The sequence below is a fragment of the Mesorhizobium sp. P2_E7 genome (assembly GCF_056403855.1).
Genome location: NZ_JBFUER010000004.1, coordinates 263,234 through 278,816, shown reverse-complemented (window position 1 = coordinate 278,816; position 15,583 = coordinate 263,234). Strand labels below are relative to the sequence as shown.

The 15,583-nt window shown below is 62.5% G+C and carries 18 protein-coding genes; 8 read left to right on the top strand and 10 right to left on the bottom strand.

Annotation, left to right across the window (positions count from 1 at the left end; translation table 11 throughout):
• Nucleotides 1-113: 113 nt before the first annotated feature.
• Entirely contained in the window at nt 114-731 is a 618-nt protein-coding gene (locus AC1DYC_RS22585) for a transglutaminase-like cysteine peptidase (RefSeq protein WP_477410031.1), read from the top strand.
• 195 nt (nt 732-926) lie between these two features.
• Nucleotides 927-1,148, top strand: coding sequence for a hypothetical protein (locus AC1DYC_RS22580; RefSeq protein WP_477410030.1), 222 nt, complete (start codon nt 927-929; stop codon nt 1,146-1,148).
• A gap of 68 nt (nt 1,149-1,216) precedes the next feature.
• Here AC1DYC_RS22580 and AC1DYC_RS22575 read toward each other — a convergent pair whose 3' ends face one another.
• Genes AC1DYC_RS22575 through AC1DYC_RS22560 form a run of 4 tightly spaced genes read right to left on the bottom strand, consistent with a single transcriptional unit; the run spans nt 1,217 to nt 3,931 of the window.
• The gene (locus tag AC1DYC_RS22575; protein ID WP_477410029.1) at nt 1,217-1,585 is read right to left on the bottom strand and encodes a helix-turn-helix domain-containing protein; all 369 of its coding nucleotides are present in this window, start codon (nt 1,583-1,585) and stop codon (nt 1,217-1,219) included.
• Entirely contained in the window at nt 1,586-2,104 is a 519-nt protein-coding gene (locus tag AC1DYC_RS22570) for a Smr/MutS family protein (protein WP_477410028.1), read from the bottom strand.
• Nucleotides 2,101-3,201: a murein transglycosylase A gene (mltA, locus tag AC1DYC_RS22565; RefSeq protein WP_477410027.1), complete on the bottom strand. Its 1,101-nt coding sequence runs from the start codon at nt 3,199-3,201 to the stop codon at nt 2,101-2,103. Before mltA ends, AC1DYC_RS22570 begins: the two co-directional genes overlap by 4 nt.
• 25 nt (nt 3,202-3,226) lie before the next feature.
• Nucleotides 3,227-3,931, bottom strand: coding sequence for a Tim44/TimA family putative adaptor protein (locus tag AC1DYC_RS22560; protein WP_477410026.1), 705 nt, complete (start codon nt 3,929-3,931; stop codon nt 3,227-3,229).
• 198 nt (nt 3,932-4,129) lie between these two features.
• Here AC1DYC_RS22560 and AC1DYC_RS22555 point away from each other — a divergent pair, with 198 nt between their 5' ends.
• Both AC1DYC_RS22555 and secB read left to right on the top strand, forming a co-directional pair.
• Entirely contained in the window at nt 4,130-4,627 is a 498-nt protein-coding gene (locus AC1DYC_RS22555) for an FxsA family protein (protein ID WP_477410114.1), read from the top strand.
• Between the two features lie 125 nt (nt 4,628-4,752).
• On the top strand, nt 4,753-5,253 hold the full coding sequence (gene secB / locus AC1DYC_RS22550) for a protein-export chaperone SecB (protein WP_477232355.1): 501 nt from the start codon (nt 4,753-4,755) through the stop codon (nt 5,251-5,253).
• A gap of 255 nt (nt 5,254-5,508) precedes the next feature.
• Here secB and dnaQ read toward each other — a convergent pair whose 3' ends face one another.
• From dnaQ to AC1DYC_RS22525, 5 genes are all read right to left on the bottom strand, one after another.
• Complete coding sequence (dnaQ, locus tag AC1DYC_RS22545; protein WP_477410025.1) at nt 5,509-6,213, bottom strand: DNA polymerase III subunit epsilon; 705 nt, start codon at nt 6,211-6,213, stop codon at nt 5,509-5,511.
• A 224-nt stretch (nt 6,214-6,437) separates the two neighbouring features.
• Nucleotides 6,438-7,022, bottom strand: coding sequence for a dephospho-CoA kinase (coaE, locus tag AC1DYC_RS22540; protein ID WP_477410024.1), 585 nt, complete (start codon nt 7,020-7,022; stop codon nt 6,438-6,440).
• A 13-nt stretch (nt 7,023-7,035) separates the two neighbouring features.
• On the bottom strand, nt 7,036-7,863 hold the full coding sequence (locus AC1DYC_RS22535) for a shikimate dehydrogenase (RefSeq protein ID WP_477410023.1): 828 nt from the start codon (nt 7,861-7,863) through the stop codon (nt 7,036-7,038).
• Nucleotides 7,856-8,455 carry a Maf-like protein gene (locus AC1DYC_RS22530; RefSeq protein WP_477410022.1) on the bottom strand — a complete coding sequence of 200 codons (600 nt, stop codon included), beginning with the start codon at nt 8,453-8,455 and terminating at the stop codon, nt 7,856-7,858. The genes AC1DYC_RS22535 and AC1DYC_RS22530 overlap by 8 nt, the downstream gene beginning before the upstream one ends.
• 315 nt (nt 8,456-8,770) lie before the next feature.
• Nucleotides 8,771-9,742, bottom strand: a complete 972-nt coding sequence (locus AC1DYC_RS22525) for a pyruvate, water dikinase regulatory protein (protein WP_477410113.1) — start codon at nt 9,740-9,742, stop codon at nt 8,771-8,773.
• Nucleotides 9,743-9,994: 252 nt separating this feature from the next.
• Here AC1DYC_RS22525 and hemE point away from each other — a divergent pair, with 252 nt between their 5' ends.
• The 4 genes from hemE to AC1DYC_RS22505 all read left to right on the top strand — a co-directional run bounded on the left by hemE (nt 9,995) and on the right by AC1DYC_RS22505 (nt 13,513).
• Nucleotides 9,995-11,023, top strand: a complete 1,029-nt coding sequence (hemE, locus tag AC1DYC_RS22520) for a uroporphyrinogen decarboxylase (protein WP_477410021.1) — start codon at nt 9,995-9,997, stop codon at nt 11,021-11,023.
• Complete coding sequence (hemJ, locus tag AC1DYC_RS22515) at nt 11,020-11,562, top strand: protoporphyrinogen oxidase HemJ (RefSeq protein ID WP_477410020.1); 543 nt, start codon at nt 11,020-11,022, stop codon at nt 11,560-11,562. The genes hemE and hemJ overlap by 4 nt, the downstream gene beginning before the upstream one ends.
• Before the next feature lie 223 nt (nt 11,563-11,785).
• Entirely contained in the window at nt 11,786-13,051 is a 1,266-nt protein-coding gene (rho, locus tag AC1DYC_RS22510) for a transcription termination factor Rho (RefSeq protein WP_112560220.1), read from the top strand.
• A 168-nt stretch (nt 13,052-13,219) separates the two neighbouring features.
• On the top strand, nt 13,220-13,513 hold the full coding sequence (locus AC1DYC_RS22505; RefSeq protein WP_477410019.1) for a hypothetical protein: 294 nt from the start codon (nt 13,220-13,222) through the stop codon (nt 13,511-13,513).
• An 11-nt stretch (nt 13,514-13,524) separates the two neighbouring features.
• Here AC1DYC_RS22505 and AC1DYC_RS22500 read toward each other — a convergent pair whose 3' ends face one another.
• Nucleotides 13,525-15,555, bottom strand: a complete 2,031-nt coding sequence (locus AC1DYC_RS22500) for a thioredoxin domain-containing protein (protein ID WP_477410018.1) — start codon at nt 15,553-15,555, stop codon at nt 13,525-13,527.
• Between the last annotated feature and the right edge of the window lie 28 nt (nt 15,556-15,583).

Below are 15,583 nucleotides of genomic sequence, written 5' to 3'. Positions count from 1 at the left end.
ACGCTGTCGGGCGGGCGCGGGTAACCATGCTGGAGAATCTGGCTCCCCCGATAATTGACACGGACTGTAAATCCCCTTTAACCTTTCGTTAACAACAAGGGCGAACGGGGACAATGACTTCCTCAGCGATGGCACGGACGCTGCGCTTGTGTGCGGCAACAGGGCTGGCGGTTTTGGGATGCTGGGTGGCGCCGGCATCGGCGGGCGGCGCCATGGCAACCGGCGGCATGACCTCGCAGCCGATCGGCCATTATGATTTCTGCAAGTCCCATCCGGGCGAATGCTCGATCCGGCCAAGCAATCTCAACCCTGCCGCGATGACCGACGCCTTCATGCGCAAACTGATCAGCGTGACATCAAGGGTCAACGCCGCCGTCAAGCCGATGAGCGACTACGACATTTACGGCAAGGACGAAGTCTGGGCCTATCCCGACAAGGGCGTCGGCGATTGCGAGGACTATGTCCTGGAAAAGCGCCGCCAGCTTTCTCGCTCGGGCGTGTCGCTGGCCGATCTGCTGATCACCGTCGTGCGCAAGCCGGACGGCGAAGGCCACGCGGTGCTGACCGTGCGCACCGACAAAGGCGACTACGTCCTCGACAATCTGACCGACAAGGTGAAGATCTGGGACGCCACCGGCTACCGCTTCCTCAAGCGGCAGGCGATCGACAACACCGGCCGCTGGGTCTCGATCCGCGGTGGCCAGCAGGTGCTGGTCGGCGCGGTTCAGTAAAGTTTCAGCACGCTTAGCTGCTTCACATCGTAGGCCAACGCCGCCCCTCATTGCCCTGCCGGGCGAACAAGGGGCAGCGCCAGCGTTGCCAACTGCACCGTCTCAAAAAATTTCACAGTCTTCGTGAACCAAATCGTCTGCGCCGGCGACACACAGCCGTAAACGAACCCAACCATCCAATCACGGAGACTTCAAATGACTGCTTTTCTGCGTAACGCTTTCCTCGCCGCCGTCGCGGTGTCGTCCCTGGCCGGATCGGCGATGGCCGACCAGACCATCACCTGCTCCAACACCCAGACCAACGACTGGTGGGCTGGCCGTTGTTGCGGCTCCAGCGACTCGAATTGCCTGGGCGGCGGCCATGACGGCCACGACCATGGCGGCCATGGCCATGATAGCACTGCCGGCAAGAACTGATGCAACAACGTCTTGCCGGCGATCGCCCCTCCAATTGAGGCGAACGCCGGCAAGCGCCTCACGCCATCCTATCCAGTGCGCCCGAGTGCCGCCCGGATCGACGCCGTGATGCGGCGAAGCTCGGCTTCGTTCAGCTTCTCGATGTTTTCGGCCAACAGATTGGCAAGTTCGGTGGCCGCTGGACTGAGCCCGGACGTATCGAGCTTTACCCGCGGATGCGAAGCTTCGGCCAGCCGCGCCAGCTCCTCGGCATCGTCCCAGATGACATTGAAATAGCCGATGATCTTCTGGATCAATGTCCAGGTCGGCGCGCCGCGGCGGCCATGTTCCAGCGCCGACAGATAGGCGGCGGAAACACCGATCGCTTGCGCCATGTCTTTCTGGCGGACGCCGCGTTCGGCTCGAAGCGCCCGCAGTTTTTCGCCGAATGGCGTCATTTAGCGTACTCGCCTCAACCGAACATAGAGCGCGCCCGAACCGCCATGGTTGCGGGCGGCATGGTCGTGGCTGGAAACCAGCGGCCGGAAGGCCGGCGTCGACAGCCAGGCCGGCACGGCGCGCCGCAAGACGCCGTCGCCGCCCGATGACGAACCTTTTCCCGTAATGATCAGGACATATCGGATGCCGCCGGCATGCGCCCGATGCAGGAACGAAAACAGCAGCGAATAGGCCTCGTCCTGCGTCATGCCGTGCAAATCGACGCGGCCCTCGATCGGCAGCCGGCCTTTCTTCAGCTTGTCCAGCGTCGGCTCGTCCAGCGCATGCGAAACATGTTGCGCCTTCGGCTTGGCGGCAACGACCGGGCCGACGGGCGACGGCGTCTGTGCCGGCTTCGGGTCGACGACGATGTCGGGAATGTCGACCGCCATCCTGCCCTTCAGCGGACGCGCCGTGCGCGCCACCAGGTTCCACAACACCCGGTCGTCTTCACTGAGCTTGTCGGGACGTCGGCTCATCGATTCGTCTCCGAAACGAGAGCTCTTGGAACCAGCGCATAGAAATCTGCCTCGTTGCGCACGACCCCGGCGATCTCGCCGGCGGCATCGCCGGAACCGGCGAACAGATCACCCCGCGCCGGCCCGGTGATGGCCGAGCCGGTATCCTGCGCAATCATCAGCCGCCGGAACGGTTTTTGCTCGAAGGCGGTCAACGTCGGTGCATCGATGTAGAAGGGCGTGCCGAATGTGTGCAGCAGGCGGTCGACGGCGAGCGAGCGGCCCGGCGTCAGCGGGACCTTGGCGGCCGCAATCGGACCGAGCGTAGCGTCGTCGACATCGGCCTCGCGGAAGAAGATGTAGGAGCGGTTCTGCCAGAGAATTTCGTCGACGCGATCGGGATGCGCCCTGAACCAGGCGCGGATCGACTGCATCGTGACTTTTTCCAACGGGATCTCGCCGAGATCGGCGAGGATTTTGCCCGGGCCGGTGAAACGCTGGCCGGATTTGGCGGCATAGGTGACGCGGCAAAGCCGGCCGTCGGTCATCTTCAGCCTAGCGGCTCCTTGCACATGGACGAAGAAGGCATCGACTTTTTCCGCAAGCCAAGCGATTTCCAGGCCTTTCCCGGTGAGCGCGCCGCGCTCGATCTGGCCGCGGTCGAAATATTCTACCAGCCCCTGCGGCGTATCGCGGGCGAAGGCGAGATAGTCGTCCATGCCTTCGGGACGATTGGCATCATCGATGTCGATAAGATCGGAAGGCCGCGCCAGCAGCGGCACCGTGAATTCATCCGTGCGCACCGGCAAGGCCTCGACCTCCGGCTCGTAGAAACCGGTGACCAGACCTGCCTTTTCAGCCTGTACCTTTGCCGGAACGAAATGGCGCTCGAAGAAGGCGCGAGCGACCGTCCGATTCGCCGGCGAAACGGAACGCGCTTCGTCATAGGCGCCGGCAAAGGCATCGAACCGGACGCCGAGCGAACCGGTGCGGTAAGGCTTGGTTAGAACGTGAAAGGCCGAGCGGCGGAAGGCTTCGAAGGTGGGCAGGTGATCGTCCGCTTCCCAGCCGGGAAGATCGGCGAAGGATTTTGCGACGAGAAGGGACGATAGCGACACCGCAGCCTCGCCAATGGTCCGGATTTCAGTCTTCTTCCTCGGTGGCGACCAGCTTCCAGTTCGGATCGCGCGAGCGCGTGTCGCGGGCAAAGGTCCAGACATCCTTGACCTCGGCCACCGTCTCTGGATCGCCGTCGATGACAGCGCCCGCCTTGTCGCGGGTCGCCGAAATCAGCTCGCTGACGATGCGCAGCGTGATGTGCGCCTCGCCACCCTTCATCTCGGCCGAGACGATATCGGCCTTGTCGATGCCGACGAAGGAAGACTGGATCTTTTCGGCTTTCGCCTCGCGGTCGCCGATTGCGGCGACAAAACCGTCAAAAACCTCACGCGACAACAGGTTCTTCAGCGTTTTGCGGTCGCCATCGGCATAGGCCATGACGATCATCTCATAGGCCATCTTGGCGCCGTCGACGAATCCCTTGGGTTCGAAGGACGGATCATTGTCCTTGATCGTGCGCAGACCTTTGTTCAGATCGGTGTCGGGCTTGGCGAAAGCGTCGATGGCCGCATAGGTTTCGGCAGCCGTTTCGCCCGGCAGCCGCTTGCGCGGCAGTGAAACCACATTTTCGGGTTTTTGGGTCGCGTCCTTGTCGTTGCGGCTGGCCGTATAGGGATCGAAAGGCGGACGTTCGCTGCCCGTGCGGCGGCCGAGCACGTTGCGCAGCTGGAAAAAGATCACCACTGCGGCAATCAGAAAGAAAATGGTGCCGAAGTCGAAGAATCCCATATCTTTCGCCAATCAATCCCTGACCTGGCCGGGACCGCCGGCCAATCCGGGCCGCGGTCGCATAGCGTTCAACATGCAAAGCATATAGAACGCATGGCGCAATCATTCAAATCAAAGGCAGGCATACCTATCTAACGGCCTCAGTGCCAGCGGCGATTGTATGCCGCCCGGCAAAACATGGAAACGATCGGTCAAGACTTGCGCATTTCCTTCCTCCCTCTGTTCCTGCTTGCGCTGCCGCTGCTGGAAATCGCCGGTTTTGTCGTTGTCGGCCGCGAGGTCGGGGCGCTGGCGACGGTCGGCCTGGTGCTGGCTTCCGGCATTGCCGGCGTGCTTCTGCTCCGGCACCAGGGTTTCGGCGTGATGGCGCGGGTGCGCGCCGAGATGGCCGGCGGCGGCGACCCAAGCCGCCAGCTGGCGCATGGCGCCATGATCGTGGTCGCCGCGATCCTTTTGATCATCCCCGGCTTCATCACCGACATTATCGGCCTGCTGCTGTTCCTGCCGCCGGTGCGCGACTTTGCCTGGAGCCGGCTCAAGGGCCGCATCGTCGTCGCTACCGATTTCACCGGCGGTTTCCGCGGCAGGTCGCGCGACAAGGTCATCGATCTCGACGACGGCGACTATTCGCGCGAGGACGATTTCAAGCGCGGCCCTGACCACAATTCGCCGTGGCGGCGTTTGAAAGACGACTGAGATCGTTCCGTCTTGATCCGTCCGGTCACAAGGCGGCAAACCTTGTCTTGTCATGCCGACCATGCTAGCCAACGCCCGATTTCAATTCGGTCAGCGCTGCTGCCCAGGCAAAAGGATCAAGGCTCATGGCCAGCAAAGATGACGCGCCGGTCGGCGCCGCAAACGGCAACGGCGAGACGGCACAGCCGTCGCTCAACGTGCTTGCCCAGTATGTGAAGGACCTGTCCTTCGAAAGCCCCGGCGCACCGAACTCGCTGCGCGGCCGCGACAAGGCCCCCGGCATCGCCATCAACGTCAATGTCAACGCCAACCCGCTGTCCGACAAGCAGTTCGACGTCAATCTGACGTTGAACGCCAAGGCTTCCTTCGACCAGGAAGTGCTGTTCAACGTCGAGCTGGTCTATGGCGGCGTCTTTTCCATCGCCGGCTTCCCGCAGGAGCACATGCTGCCGATCCTGTTCATTGAATGCCCGCGGCTGTTGTTCCCCTTCGCTCGCCAGATCATCGCCGAAGCCACCCGCAACGGCGGCTTCCCGCCGCTGATGCTCGACCCGATCGATTTCGCCCAGATGTTCCAGCAGAAGCTGGCCGAAGACCAGGCGGCGTCGAAGGTCAAGGTGAGCTGAACGTTCGCCACTATGAATTGAAAAGCCCGGCCTTATGCCGGGCTTTTTGTTGGAGAGGACTGCGGGACAGCACCCCCCTCTGCCTTGCCAGGCATCTCCCCCTCAAGGGGGGAGATTGGCCGTCATCGCGACCTTCGCCAATCTTCGACGTTGCAGGAATGGCTGGAGCGGCGAAGCTGCTAATCTCCCCCCTTGAGGGGGAGATGTCCGGCAGGACAGAGGGGGGCGTGACGGAACACGACCTCCCCGATCTGTTCACCCCGCCGCCACCTTCAGCCACAGCGCCTTTTCGCCCAGTGTCGCCACCAGCCCGGCATGCGCCGTGCGTTCGGCTTCGGTCAGCCGCGGCGGAAGCGTTATCGGCCGGGCGGCGATCGAGATGTCGATGTCGGCGACGTCGCCATTGCCATTGACCTGCACCGCGACCGTTTCGAGGATGAGCGCGGCCTGCTTGCCGCCGATGAGCTCGATATAGACTTCGGCCAAAAGTTCGGAATCGAGTAGCGCGCCGTGCTTGGTGCGGTGGCCGTTGTCGATGCCGTAGCGGCGGCAGAGCGCATCGAGCGAATTGGGACCCATCGGGTGCTTGCGCCGCGCCAGCGCCAGCGTATCGACAACGCGCCCCGTATCGATGACCGGCTGGCCGAGCCGACCGAACTCGGTGTTGAGGAAGCCGATGTCGAAATTAGCGTTGTGGGCGACGAGTTTGGCGCCGTCGGTGAAAGACAGCCATTCCTCGGCGATTTCGGCGAAGGTTGGTTTGCCGACCAGGTCGGCGGCGCTGATGCCGTGCACGGCCTGTGCCTCGACATGGACGGCGCGCCCCTGCGGATTGATGAATTTGTGGAAAGTGCGCCCGGTCGGGAAGCGGTTGACCAGTTCGACGCCGCCAAGCTCGATGATGCGGTCGTCGCGCATGTCGAGGCCGGTGGTTTCGGTATCGAAAATGATCTCACGCATAGAATCAGCTCACTTTACATGAGCAGAATCATACACCGGAACAAAATGGCAATGGGCAATGCCTCTTTTCCCCTTCTCCCCCTGTGGGAGAAGGTGGATCGGCGCGCAGCGCCGAGACGGTTGAGGGGTGTTCCAGCGGAGTGAGACGTTGGCTTTCCCTGGAGCACCCCTCATCCGTCGCCTTCGGCGACACCTTCTCCCACAAGGGGAGAAGGAAAGCAGCGTCAGCGCCCCGAAAGTTCGGCGATGATGGCGTCGACCGCCGCCCGGGCCGCGTCCATCCCCTCACCCGTGTCGATGACGAAATCGGCCTGCCGGCGCTTTTCAGCATCGGGCACCTGCTTGGCCAGGATCGCCGCCAGTTTTTCCTCGCTCATGCCGGGACGGGCCAGCACGCGGGCGCGCTGAACTTCCGCCGGCGCGGTGACGACGACGACCTTGTCGACACGGTTGCGGCCGCCGGTCTCGAACAGCAGCGGAATGTCGAGCACGACAAGCGGTGCGCCGGCTTCGCGGTGTCTGGCCAGAAAGGCTTCGGCATCGGCCCGCACCAGCGGGTGGACGATCGTCTCCAATGTCTTCAGCGCGGCGGCATCGCCCAGCACCCGTCCGGCCAGCTTCGTACGATCGACCACGCCGGACACGGTGGTTCCGGGAAAGGCAGCCTCGACCAGCGGCGCGGCCTTGCCGGCATAGAGGCGATGCACGGTCTCGTCGGAATCATGCACCGGCACGCCGGCGTCAACGAACATCTTGGCCGTCGTCGACTTGCCCATGCCGATCGATCCGGTGAGGCCGAGCACGATCATCACTTTGCGCCTGTCATTTGCCGACAATGTCGGCGACGATCATGTTGCGCAACTCCACCGTGACCTCCGGTCTCTTGCCGAACCAGCGCTCGAAGCCGGGCACGGCCTGATGCAGCAGCATGCCGAGCCCGTCGACCGTCTTCAGATTTCTTGCGCGCGCGGCAGCTAGAAGCGGCGTTTCCAGCGGCACATAGACAATGTCGGAAACGATGGCGTGATCGGGCAGCCCGGCGGGATCGGCGGCGAGCGTGGTATCGCCATGCATGCCGAGCGCCGTGGTGTTGATCAGCAGGCCGGCATCGCCAAGCAGGTCGCCGACCGCGCCATGCGCCGTGACGCCGGCGCCGAAGCGGTCCGCCAGCTCCTGCGCCCGCGCCAGCGTGCGGTTGACGATTCGGATATCCTTCACGCCCCGCACCTTCAGCGCGTGGATGACTGCACGTGAGGCCCCGCCAGCGCCGAGCACCACGGACGGACCGTTTCTGTCCCAGCCCGGCGCATGCTCGTCGAGATTGCCGGCAAAGCCGAGCCAGTCCGAATTGCCCCCCCACAGCACGCCATCGTCCAGCCACAGCATGTTGACGGCGCCGATTATCTCCGCCGCCTCGTCGCGGCGCTCGACCCGGGCGAAGGCGACCTCCTTGTGCGGGATGGTGACGTTGCCGCCCTGAAGCCTGTTGGCATGGAGCGAGGCGAGGAATTCGGGAAAATCGGCCGGCGCGACGTCGATTGCGCGGTAGCTGCCGTCGATGCCGTATTTGTTGAGCCAATAGCCGTGAATCCTGGGTGAGCGCGAATGCGCGATCGGGTGGCCGGTGACAAAAGCTTTCTTCTCAACCATCGATGGCTCCGAGCGCACGCAATTCCTTCAGCACCGGCAACAGCGGCAGGCCGACAATGGTGAAATAGTCGCCTTCGATCTTTTCGAACAGCTGGATGCCTTCGCCTTCGATCTGGTAGGCGCCGACGCTCGCCAGCGCCTTGGCGCCGACGCGGGCCAGATGGCGGCCGATGAAAGCAGGATCGAGCTTGCGCATGGTCAGGCTGGCGATGCCGACATGGCGCCACAGCACCGCGCCGTTTCGGCACAACACGGCGGCGCTGTTGAGCTGATGCGTCTTGCCCGACAGCGCCAGCAGATGGCGGCGGGCGCCTTCCGTGTCGGCCGATTTGTGGAACACTTCATCGCCCAGTGACAAAGTCTGGTCGCAGCCGAGCACCAGTGCTCCCGGCCTGCGCTCGCTGACCTCGGTGGCCTTAGCCTCGGCAAGGATCAGGGCAACATCTTCCGGCGACACGCCGCTGTCCTGCAACGGCGCCTCGAGCGCGCGCTCATCGACCTTGGCCGGGACGGCTTCAATGTCGAGCCCGGCGTTGACCAGCATGGCCTTTCGGAATGGACTGCCAGAGGCGAGGATGATTTTTTCGGTCATGGGTTTGTTGCCTAAAGGTTGAACCGAACGGGAGATAAGCGAGCAATGTTCTGGATCGCTGCACTCCCCGGCCACGGTAACGGCATGGATCCTAGGGTCTGCGCCGCGTCGCTTCGCTCCTTGCTACGCCCTAGGATGACGAAGGCACGTTGGGCTGATGCAAACTGCAAGCGTTGGAGATTGGCAGAAACGGTCCTCCATTCGTCATCCTAGGGCGAAGCAGGAGCGAAGCTCCGTCGCGCAGACCCTAGGATCCATGCCGCGACTTTCGAGCTTCACAGCGGTGGGCGTTAGCGAAACGGCGTACGGCTCCATCTATCTATTCTTCCCCCTCAGGGCAACGATTGCCGCCGCGGTCTCCTCGATCGAGCGGCGGCTGACGTCGATCATCGGCCAGTTGTGGCGGGTGCAGATCTGGCGGGCATAGGCGAGCTCTTCGGTGATCAGGGCGCGGTCGACATAGTCGGTCGCTTCGTAGGTACTGCTGTTGCCTAAAATGCGGTTCTGGCGGACATGCGAGATGCGTTCGGCGGTGGCGATCAGGCCGACGATCAGCGGCTTCGAGGCGCTGACCAGGCTTTCGGGCACCGGCACGCCGAGCACGATCGGGATGTTGGCGGTCTTGATGCCGCGGTTGGCGAGATAGATGCTGGTCGGCGTCTTCGATGTCCTGGAAATGCCGATCAGCACGATGTCGGCGTCGTCCATATTGGCCGGCAGCTGGCCGTCATCGTGCTCCATGGTGAAGTTGAGCGCATCGATACGGCGGAAATAGTCGGCGTCGAGCACATGCTGGGCGCCGACGCGGCGGCCGGCTGGGGTGCCGAGATAGGACTGGAAGACGGTCAGCACCGGCTCCAGCACCGAAACGCAGGGCAGGCCCATGGCGGCACAGCGCTCGTCAATGCCGCGCGCCAGCTTCTGGTCGACAACCGTATAGAGAATGATGCCCGGCTCCTCCTCGATGTCCTCGAACACTTTCGCCACCTGCTTTTCGGTGCGGATGAGCGGATAGATATGCTCGATGGCGCGGGCATCCTTGTATTGCGCCGAAGCCGCCCGGCCGGCCGCCAGCAGCGTTTCGCCCGTGGCGTCGGAGATCAGGTGCAGGTGAAAGAAGCTCTGGGGTTTGTTCACAGGGGGCGCCTCAGGCTGTGGGCTTGTGTGGATAAGCAGGGACCGGAAAGGCGACCGGCTGGAAGCGACTGTATCAGAAGGCGAGTTGTCCACAATTCGCTGCGCTGTCGGCTTCGTCGGGCGGCTGGGGACAATTTTGGGGACAGGGATCCTTGCCAGCGCTTCATCCACAGAGGCGGTTTTTCGGCGGCGACGTCAAGTCCTTGACTCCAGTGATGGAATCCTGGTCATCCACACTCTCCGCCAATCCCGTGAGAGAAGCACGCGACAATATGCTGGCTGGCCTTTTCAGGGGCAAAGCGGGACAGGTGACAACCACCACAACCAACAGACTCTTAGAATCAGAAGATTCTAGAAATAGACTATTTAATTATAAGAGAAGGCAGGGGAAGAGAGCGCTCAATGCCCGAGAACCGCATCATGCTGGACGTGCTGAGAGGCAAGGCTGTGTTTCCGCCGCCGCTCTGGATGATGCGTCAGGCCGGGCGTTATCTGCCGGAATATCGCGAGACCAGGAAGCGCGCCGGGTCGTTTCTCGATCTCTGCTACAATCCAGACCTTGCCGTCGAAGTGACGCTGCAGCCGATCGAGCGCTTCGGCTTCGATGCCTCGATCCTGTTCTCCGACATCCTTGTCGTGCCGCATGCGCTCGGCCGTGACGTGCGCTTTGAAGAAGGCCGCGGACCGCTGCTGACGCCGATCACGGCGACTGAGATTTTGGCTCTCAACAGCGAAACGTTTCACGTGAATCTCTCGCCCGTCTACGAGACGGTTCGACGGCTGCGGGCGAAACTGCCTGACGAGACGACGCTGATCGGCTTTTGTGGCGCGCCGTGGACGGTGGCGACCTACATGATTGCCGGCCATGGCACGCCCGACCAGGCGCCGGCCCGGCTGTTTGCCTATCGCGAGCCGGAAGCCTTTCAGCAGCTCCTGAAGGTGCTGGCCGATCATTCAGCCGCCTATCTCATCAGGCAGATCGAGGCCGGTGCCGATGTGGTGCAGATCTTCGATTCCTGGTCCGGCGTGCTCGACGATGCGTCTTTCGAACAGTTCTGCATGCAGCCGGTGGCGGAGATCGTTCGCCAGGTTCGCGCCGTGCATCCCGATGTTCCAATCATCGGTTTTCCCAAGGGCGCCGGCGCCCGCTACCAGAGCTACCGGGAGAAGACCGGTGTGACGGGGCTGGGGATAGACTGGACGGTACCCTTGGCGGCAGCGAAGGCATTGCAGCACTCCGGGGCGGTCCAGGGCAATCTCGATCCCTTGCGGCTAGTGGCTGGCGGCAAGGCGCTGTCCGACGGCGTCGATGCGATCCTGAAGACGTTGGGCGACGGACCGCTGATCTTCAATCTCGGCCATGGCATTACGCCGGAGACAGCGGTGGCGCATGTCGAGGCAATGGTGAAGCAGGTGCGGAGCGCGTCATGACCATGATGGGAAAAGGCCCTGCAGAAGGCGGCGCCGGCGCCATGCATCGTGCGGCGATCGCCATTGCCGTATTCCTGGTGTTGGCGGGATTGCTGTTCCTTTTCGGGCCCGACGATTTCTATCCCTGGGCGAAGGCGATCCATGTCATCGCCGTCATCTCCTGGATGGCGGGCATGCTCTATCTGCCGCGGCTGCTGGTCTATCACGCCGATGCCGAGAAAGGCTCGGTGCAGTCGGAAACCTTCAAGGTGATGGAGCGCCGGCTGCTGCGCGGCATCATCAACCCGGCCATGGTCATCACCTGGGTGTTTGGCCTGTGGCTCGCCTGGAAGGGCTTTGGTTTCCATGGCGGCTGGCTGCACGCCAAGATCGGCTTGGTGGTTCTGATGTCCGGCGTGCACGGCTATCTGGCCGGTGCGGTGAGGAAATTCGCCGAGGATCGCAACGAAAAACCGGCAAGGCACTGGCGGATCGTCAACGAGATCCCCACATTGCTGATGATCGTCATCGTCGTGCTGGTCATCGTCAAGCCGTTGTGAGGCTTCGCGCATCGGCCTGAAAACCGGAACCGGGTTTTCTAAGAAAGCACGATGCGGGGCCTACGAGGTCCTTCGCAAAAGGCGGCTTGCTCTTTCAACCGACCGACGATACAAGACGGGTCTTCCTTCCCGTCATGCGCCGCCCATTTCGCTTTTCGGCCGCGCCCGGCATTTGTCGCATCCAGCCGATATTTCCCTCAAAAAGCCTACTCAGAGTCCGTCTATGCAAGAAATGAAACTCGCAGAGTTCAAGAACAAGAAACCGCCAGAGCTGATCGCTTATGCCGAATCGCTCGAGGTGGAAAACGCCAGCGTCATGCGCAAGCAGGAGCTGATGTTTGCCATCCTGAAGAAACTGGCCGCCCAGGAAATCGAGATTATCGGTGACGGCGTGGTCGAGGTGCTGCAGGACGGTTTCGGTTTCCTGCGCTCCGCCAATGCCAACTACCTGCCGGGTCCCGACGATATCTACATCTCGCCCTCGCAGATCCGCCGCTTTTCGCTGAAGACCGGCGACACCGTCGAAGGGCCGATCCGCAGCCCGAAAGAGGGCGAGCGCTATTTCGCGCTGCTCAAGGTCAACACCATCAATTTCGACGATCCCGAAAAGATCCGCCACAAGATCCACTTCGACAATCTGACGCCGCTCTATCCGACCAAGCGGCTGAAGATGGAGATCGACAATCCGACCTCGAAGGACATCTCGCCGCGCGTCATCGACCTGGTGGCGCCGATCGGCAAGGGACAGCGCGCGCTGATCAACGCGCAGCCGCGCACCGGTAAAACCGTGCTGATGCAAAACATCGCCCATTCGATCACCGCCAACCATCCGGAATGCTATCTGATCGTGCTTCTGATCGACGAGCGGCCGGAAGAAGTGACCGACATGCAGCGCTCGGTGAAGGGCGAGGTCATCTCGTCTACCTTCGACGAGCCGGCGGTGCGTCACGTCCAGGTCGCCGAAATGGTCATCGAGAAGGCCAAGCGCCTGGTCGAGCATGGCCGCGACGTCGTCATCCTGCTCGATTCGATCACCCGCCTCGGCCGCGCCTACAACACCGTTGTGCCATCATCGGGCAAGGTGCTGACCGGCGGTGTCGACGCCAATGCACTGCAGCGGCCGAAGCGCTTCTTCGGTGCCGCGCGCAACATCGAAGAAGGCGGTTCGCTGACCATCATCGCCACCGCGCTGATCGACACCGGCAGCCGTATGGACGAAGTCATCTTCGAAGAGTTCAAGGGCACCGGCAACTGCGAAATCCAGCTCGACCGCAAGGTCGCCGACAAGCGCATCTATCCGGCCATGGACATTCTGAAGTCCGGCACCCGCAAGGAAGACCTGCTGGTCTCCAAGCAGGATCTGCAGAAGATCTTCGTGCTGCGCCGCATCCTGGCGCCGATGGGCACCACCGACGCGATCGAGTTCCTCATCGACAAGCTGAAGCAGACCAAGACCAACGCCGATTTCTTCGACTCGATGAATACGTAGTTCATCGAACCATCGGTTCGTGCATCAAGACCCCATTCCGGGAAACTGGGATGGGGTTTTTCTTTGGCGAGGCCGTAGGTCGCATTCCCGACAGGGAGCGGCCATAGGCGGCAATGTCTATTGCGGCCGTCATGCAAGGACTCGGTGTCTCGAAGTTGGAAGCTCGCAGTGCAGTGGAGCGCGATTGCCATCCTCGGCACGATACCACTCGGCGCCGGCTTCTATGCCTGGGACTATGGCTGCAAGCACGGCGACATCATGATCCTCGGCGCCCTGTCCTATGCCGCGCCGCTGTTTTCGGTGATCGTGCTTCTGCTGGCAGGCTTTGGCGTTTTCCACTGGTCCGTCGCACTCGCCTGCATGCTGATCACCGTCGGGGCGGTGGTGGCGGCTAGGGATTTGCTGTTCAAGCCGCGGGCGCCCGCGATCGACGCAACGCCGCTTCCTATCGCCTTGGACTGAACCCACTGAGCCTACTGGTGCCGTCGCAAGAGAGCTTCGAGTTCCTGCGGATCGATCACCGCCGGCAGGCAGATCTGGCCGGTACAAAACCATGCGCCCGGTCGGTCGGTTGGTGGCAGGATGCCGCCCGGCAAAGCCGGTCGATTCGCTTCCGTTCCAATTGCTACGACGATGTCGACGCGGCGCGGATCTGGATTCCGATTCGTAACCGGAACGAGGCTTGGACTCTCTGGCGAGTCGACCAGAACCAGCTTCAATGGTTCGAGCGCCAGGGCACAGGCGTTAACGATACCCGCCTGGCCGTAGGACTGGTGGCCTGCCCGGCCCATGGCGTGTTCGGCGACGCGCCACGCCTTGTCCTGCAATTCGAGATCGCCGGTAACCGAAGCCAGGCGAACCAGGGCTTCGATGATCTGGCTGGTGGCGGACGAAATCGCCTCGTCGACATCGCCGCGGATGCGGATCGGCACATCGGTGCTGTCGGACGCCGTCAGGTAATAGCCGGTTCCATCGCGATCCCCGTGCCAGCGGTCGAGCTGGTCGATGAATTGTTTCGCTTGATCGACATAGCTTGAGCTGCCTGTCGCTTCGAACAGCGCAATGGCCGCATTGGTCATCGCGGCATAGTCGCTGGACAGCGCGGGGAACAGTTTCTTGGCGCCGAGCATGGAGTGCGGCAGGCGGCCGTCCTGGCTGGCTTCGGCAATGTGGGCGAAGGCTTTTGCGGCTGCGTCGATCCAGTCGCGACGGTCCAGCGAGCGGCCGACTTCGGCAAGCGCCGCGATCATCAGGCCGTTCCAGTCGGTCAGCGCCTTGCCGTCCCTGCCCGGACGGACGCGCTGCTCCCGCGCCGTCAGCAATTTTGCCTTCAGCGGGCCAAGCAACTCCCGATCAGGCACGCTTTGGGTATGCTGGGCGTCGGTCTGATGGACGATCGGCTTGCCTTCCCAGCCATGCGGGCTGGAGAGCGTGAAGTATCTGAAAAACAAGGCCGAATCGTCGCCGACGTCGCCGAGCACGGACTCTATCTCATCCTTGCCCCAGGTGTAGAAAAGCCCCTCCTCGCCGTCGCTGTCGGCATCGAGACTGGCAGCAAAGGCGCCGCCGGCGACACGCATTTCGCGCAGCAGCCAAGCGACCGTTTCTTCGATTCGTATCCGGAATAAATCATTGCCCGTGGCGGCATAGGCCCAATTGCACAGGCGGATGAGTTGCGCATTGTCGTAGAGCATCTTTTCGAAATGCGGCACCAGCCACTCGGCGTCGGTGGAGTAGCGGCTGAGCCCGCCGCCGACATGGTCGTAAATGCCGCCGGCCAGCATCTTTTCCAGGCTGATGAGAACGGCGTCGCGATGGGATGCGACGCCGTCGCGCAACCAGGACAGCCACAGCGTTTGCATGAACGGCGCGTTGGGAAATTTCGGCGCGCCGCGCAGGCCGCCGAGATCGCGGTCGATCATGCCGTCGATGCGGCCTGCGAGATCGGCGAGCGTTTCTTTGTCAAGCACGGCCTTGGCGTGGACGCCGGCCAGGCGCGCCTCAACATGATTGGTCAGGCCGTCGGCGCTCTGGTCGAGGCTCTCTCGTTTTTCGCGCCAAGCCTTGTCGACCGCTTCCATCACCTGGATAAAACCGGGGCGGCCATAACGCGCCTCGCGCGGAAAATAAGTGCCACCCCAGAACGGCTTGCCGTCGGGGTTGAGGAACATGGTCAACGGCCAGCCGCCCTGCTCGCCCATGGAGGACAGCGCCGCCATATAGATCTGGTCGATGTCCGGCCGCTCCTCGCGATCGACCTTGATATTGACGAACAGCCGGTTCATGACGGCGGCGACTTGGTCGTTCTCGAAGCTTTCATGCGCCATGACATGACACCAGTGGCAGGCGGCGTAACCGATCGAAAGCAGGATCGGCCGTTGCAGGGCCTGGGCTTCGGCCAGTGCCGCCGGCGACCAGGCCCGCCAGTGCACGGGATTGCCGCTGTGCTGCTGCAGATAGGGGCTGGCTTCTTCGGCAAGCAGGTTTTGCGCAGGCAAGGTCAAGGGCGGGCACGCTCGGTTTGGCGGTGTC

Excerpts from the sequence above, each read along its gene's own strand:
- AC1DYC_RS22585 (WP_477410031.1), top strand. The coding sequence starts at position 114 with ATGACTTCCTCAGCGATGGCACGGACGCTGCGCTTGTGTGCGGCAACA.
- hemJ (WP_477410020.1), top strand. The coding sequence starts at position 11,020 with ATGACCATGATGGGAAAAGGCCCTGCAGAAGGCGGCGCCGGCGCCATG.
- AC1DYC_RS22530 (WP_477410022.1), bottom strand. The coding sequence starts at position 8,455 with ATGACCGAAAAAATCATCCTCGCCTCTGGCAGTCCATTCCGAAAGGCC.
- AC1DYC_RS22560 (WP_477410026.1), bottom strand. The coding sequence starts at position 3,931 with ATGGGATTCTTCGACTTCGGCACCATTTTCTTTCTGATTGCCGCAGTG.
- rho (WP_112560220.1), top strand. The coding sequence starts at position 11,786 with ATGCAAGAAATGAAACTCGCAGAGTTCAAGAACAAGAAACCGCCAGAG.
- dnaQ (WP_477410025.1), bottom strand. The coding sequence starts at position 6,213 with ATGCGTGAGATCATTTTCGATACCGAAACCACCGGCCTCGACATGCGC.
- AC1DYC_RS22575 (WP_477410029.1), bottom strand. The coding sequence starts at position 1,585 with ATGACGCCATTCGGCGAAAAACTGCGGGCGCTTCGAGCCGAACGCGGC.
- AC1DYC_RS22580 (WP_477410030.1), top strand. The coding sequence starts at position 927 with ATGACTGCTTTTCTGCGTAACGCTTTCCTCGCCGCCGTCGCGGTGTCG.
- AC1DYC_RS22535 (WP_477410023.1), bottom strand. The coding sequence starts at position 7,863 with ATGGTTGAGAAGAAAGCTTTTGTCACCGGCCACCCGATCGCGCATTCG.
- hemE (WP_477410021.1), top strand. The coding sequence starts at position 9,995 with ATGCCCGAGAACCGCATCATGCTGGACGTGCTGAGAGGCAAGGCTGTG.
- AC1DYC_RS22570 (WP_477410028.1), bottom strand. The coding sequence starts at position 2,104 with ATGAGCCGACGTCCCGACAAGCTCAGTGAAGACGACCGGGTGTTGTGG.
- secB (WP_477232355.1), top strand. The coding sequence starts at position 4,753 with ATGGCCAGCAAAGATGACGCGCCGGTCGGCGCCGCAAACGGCAACGGC.
- coaE (WP_477410024.1), bottom strand. The coding sequence starts at position 7,022 with ATGATCGTGCTCGGCCTCACCGGATCGATCGGCATGGGCAAGTCGACG.